The organism is Secundilactobacillus collinoides DSM 20515 = JCM 1123, assembly GCF_001435975.1.
GTDB classification, from domain to species: Bacteria; Bacillota; Bacilli; order Lactobacillales; family Lactobacillaceae; genus Secundilactobacillus; species Secundilactobacillus collinoides.
In genome coordinates this window covers 1-2,567 of record NZ_AYYR01000100.1, presented here as the reverse complement: position 1 = coordinate 2,567, position 2,567 = coordinate 1, and the positions used below count along the sequence as shown (strand labels likewise).

Sequence of the window (2,567 nt, the reverse complement as noted above, 5' to 3'; positions counted from 1 at the left end):
GAGGGTAGGACGTTGCCGCGCGAAGATGAACCGTTGACTGAGGTCAGCGGTTTTTTGTGTCCGGAAGGACATTACAAATAATATAAAAAAGGTAGCTAACACCGCTCATATCAAAATTGAGCCTGTTGCTACCCTTTTTCTATTGCGAGTGATAAAAAAATCGGTCTAATGTATACCATTACCATTCAGCCTTGTCATCACTTTCGATGGCATGAAACCATGGTTCGGCTAACGCTGCGGTAAACGCGCCTTGACTAAAAAACTCGGGTGACAATACTTCGAAACCATTTAATGTGTGAACAATGAGACTGCCCTGATGTTTAATCTGAAACTGATAAGTCATGGTGAGATTACTTGATGGGCGTTCATAGCGATAAGCTTTTGCATCATCATCTAATTTCAAAAGAATTGTTGAAGTTGTTGTTCCCGTTGCTTCAAAAAATATGATGGGGATACTTTCATTGTCGTTGACGACAATGCGTTGCACGCTAGTTGGCAGCGGGACCACGTAATGTTGATTATACGTATCGGTAAACAACGTTTTGTTGACTGCCAACGGGTAGTAGGCTGGTAGAGACTGACTCGAATTTAAGAAACTCTTCGAGCCAAAGAATTCTGGTTTAACGAGAAAATAATCGGCAGATAATTTAATAAAGATATTGTCAGTGAGATCTTTAAGCGTGACTTTAGTGAGCAATTCGGCAACCGTTTTGCCTCCAGCTATTGTAAAATTGGCCAAATTAGCACGTACCGTATATGCATCACCATCTTTTGGAAACAAGTTGACAATACCGATTTCATCAATTTGTGATGCTTCTTTAAATAAAACGACCTGACTGAAATTCCCCTCAACATCATGGGTGAACACCCCGTTTGGCGCGCCACGTAAGCTTAGCGTAACTCGCCCATTAATTAGCAGTTGATTGAATTTTGGGTTGATAAGTCCCAGTGGTGTTTTAATAAATGTTTGATCTAACTTCATAGGCTGACCCCATTTCATATAGTAACCTAACACAACAACACATTCGTTTGAAAACAGAAAACGCAACATATATAGGACTGACAGGAGTCACTACATTAATTTTACCCGAATTTATGCGGAAAGCGAGCAAAGCGCTTATTCATCTTAGTATGTTAGCCGGCGGTGAGAAAAACAGAACGACGACTATTGTTTAATAACTCAGTTGTAAGGACACATTCGTTTACAAGGCCAGTATTTTTCGATAGGCTAATCGTTGAGGTGAGTATATGAGAATCCTTGGTGTATTTGGAGGACAGGATATTGACGGCTTGACGGCCACTATCATGAAAGAGATATTGAATGGCGCACATGATGCTGACTGCGAGTTTATTAATTTGAACAACTATCATTTAGCGGCAGATCGACCAGGGCAGAGTAATTCAGATTTAGATCTATTAGCCACCAAGCTTTCGGCTGCAGATGTATGGGTATTGGGTAGTCCTACATATTTCGGGACAGTAGCGGGTCAGTTTAAACAATTCTTTGATTGTCTTCGCCCGCGAATGGTTCGTATGACTAAAAAGGGTGACACACTGCCAGGGCAGTACAAGGACAAGCACTATGTGAGTGTCACCAGTTGTTTCGCGAGTGGTTTGGATAATACTTTCACACATCAAACTGACGCCACTTTTACAATGATTGACAAGGCCATGAGTGTGGCCGGGTTGCACAAAGTGCGGGAAGTGGTTTTACCCGGTACTTGGCAGATGATGCAAGTGCCAGCTGATAAAGTTGCCGCAGCTCGTCGGTTGGGAGCAAAACTAGTAGTGAAGGAACGAAAGGATGATGAGACCGTGAAACGATATCTGCTTTTATTTGTCATGATTGCTGTGATGGCGCTGGCAACAATGAGCATTCAATCTCTTTTGCCTTTTTTAACAACTAATTTCTGGTTGCGTTACGTGAGTTTCGTGATTATCTTCTTCATATTGCTGGCATGTCTACTGCATTACTTTACTTTTGTTCGACATACACGACGCTGATGATCTAATACTTTGTGGGTGATTGTCTTCCTTGACCAGATATTTATTGGTTGGGAAGATTTTTTTACACTCGCTGACGTGGGAGGAGGAGTGGTGCTATTGGTCTCGTTGTTGTCATGATAGTGAACAAATTCGATGAATTTGACGTTTTACGCATTGGTTTGAAGAAAACAAAATTCTTTTTTTTAGATTCAAAAAACGAATCAAGTGTTTGCTTAAAGCCAAATAAGTGTTGAATCAATTTGAAAACAAGAACAAAAAAAGAAAAAAGTTTCACATTATTCGTGAATTGACAAAAGTTTGTGAAAAATCTAAGCCGTCTCTTGGTAAAATCAGAACAATTAGCAACAAGTTTTGTTGACAGTTTTGACCGGCGATGATATAGTAATAAAGTTGTCGCGACAGGAAATGTCTAACATCTTCAAATTTCTTCATGAAATTAGTTGTTGACATTGTTGATGATAACGAGGTATAATTTAAAAGTTGACTCGCAAAGAGTTAACGGAATAGACCTTTGAAAACTGAACAAAGTTTTGTTTCACAAAGTGCAGGGCATATCAACT

At 40.0% G+C, this 2,567-nt stretch carries 2 protein-coding genes; one reads left to right on the top strand and one right to left on the bottom strand.

Annotated elements, in window-relative coordinates; all coding sequences use genetic code 11:
• Positions 1-178: 178 nt before the first annotated feature.
• Complete coding sequence (locus tag FC82_RS13745) at positions 179-982, bottom strand: hypothetical protein (protein WP_056997291.1); 804 nt, start codon at positions 980-982, stop codon at positions 179-181.
• Between the two features lie 266 nt (positions 983-1,248).
• Here FC82_RS13745 and FC82_RS13740 point away from each other — a divergent pair, with 266 nt between their 5' ends.
• Positions 1,249-2,004 carry a flavodoxin family protein gene (locus tag FC82_RS13740; RefSeq protein WP_056997290.1) on the top strand — a complete coding sequence of 252 codons (756 nt, stop codon included), beginning with the start codon at positions 1,249-1,251 and terminating at the stop codon, positions 2,002-2,004.
• The last annotated feature ends 563 nt before the right edge of the window (positions 2,005-2,567 follow it).

Bases quoted from the DNA above. Each gene is read 5' to 3' on its own strand.
- FC82_RS13740 (WP_056997290.1), top strand. From the start codon at position 1,249: ATGAGAATCCTTGGTGTATTTGGAGGACAGGATATTGACGGCTTGACG.
- FC82_RS13745 (WP_056997291.1), bottom strand. From the start codon at position 982: ATGAAGTTAGATCAAACATTTATTAAAACACCACTGGGACTTATCAAC.